Consider the following 1,258-nt stretch of genomic DNA (forward strand, 5'->3'; position numbering starts at 1 on the left):
TGGTTGGGCCCCCGGGTAGGAGTCCGGTGACTATGTGAGTTTCGCATCCGATAATGGATGCAAGGAGGAAATTCACAGATTATGGCACGTAGACATACCCCGGATCAGGTCATCGCGAAAGTGCGTCAGGGCCAGAAGATGCTCAATGAAGGTCGCCCGATGATCGAGGTCATCAAGGAGCTGCAGATCACCGAGGCGACCTGGTATCGGTGGCTTCAGCAGTACGGGTCTGAGAAGAACGCCACGCAGACCAAAGCGGTCAAGGACCTCGAGAAAGAAAACGCCCGATTGAAGAAGCTGGTGGCGGAGAAGGAACTGGCCATCGACATTTTGAACGAGGTGGCGCGGGGAAAATTCTGAGCCCCGAACCACGCCGCCGCGCCGTCCGCATGGCGCAGGAAAAGTTCGGGGCCTCGGAGAGGTTCGCCTGCAAAGTTCTGGGGCAGAACCGGTCAGCGCTGCGTAAGGGTCAACCGGAGGTCAGCCTCGAGGAAGCGCAGTTGCGCTCTGATTTGCGGACCATCGCCGGGAAATATCCGGCATGGGGCTGGCGCAAGGCGCGCTGGCACCTGCTTCGGCAAACGGCCTGGGTTGGCGTGGCGCTCAATAAGAAGCGCGTACGCCGACTCTGGCGGGTCGAGGGGCTGACCTGCAAACCCAAGGCGCGCAAGAAGCGCCGCACCGGGCCCGACGCCGGGGCACAGAAGCGGTTGAGGGCCGAGTATCCGATGCACGTGGTCAGCTTCGACTTCCAGTCCGATGTAACGTCCTGCGGGCGGCATATCCGGTTCTTCAACGTGATTGATGAATACACCCGCACCGCTTTGGCAATCATCCCGCGGCGGTCCTTCACCGCCACCGATGTCGTCGCCGCGCTCGAAAACATTATCGCCGAAACCGGCGTGGTCCCGACCTATGTCCGTAGCGATAATGGGCCGGAATTCACCGCCGCTGCGCTGATCGGTTGGTGTGCTACCGCAGGTGTGGAGACTGCGTTTATCGATCCTGGATCGCCGTGGCAGAACGGGTTCGCTGAATCGTTCAATGCTCAATTTAGAAGGGAACAACTGACCGGAGAAATCATGGACACGATGGCCGAGGCCAAATACTTGGCCGACGAATGGAAAGGCATCTATAATCATGAACGGCCCCACGGATCCCTCGACGGATTAACACCATCGAGATGCTGGGAACGCTGGAGCGCAGAGAACCAATTAGCTATCGCATAGCCGCTGGACTGCTAACGGGGACCCAATCA

At 59.2% G+C, this 1,258-nt stretch carries 1 protein-coding gene; it reads left to right on the forward strand.

Annotated features, from left to right (window positions below; translation table 11 throughout):
* Positions 1-81 precede the first annotated feature (81 nt).
* Positions 82-1,229 (forward strand): IS3 family transposase gene (locus BAUR9175_RS19100; protein ID WP_096147173.1). Its coding sequence is split into 2 segments (ribosomal slippage): positions 82-346 and positions 346-1,229, totalling 1,149 coding nucleotides; the frame shifts between segments, so codons are not numbered across the junction.
* The last annotated feature ends 29 nt before the right edge of the window (positions 1,230-1,258 follow it).

Origin of the sequence: Brevibacterium aurantiacum, from assembly GCF_900169065.1 — a bacterium.
Classification (GTDB): domain Bacteria; phylum Actinomycetota; class Actinomycetes; order Actinomycetales; family Brevibacteriaceae; genus Brevibacterium; species Brevibacterium aurantiacum.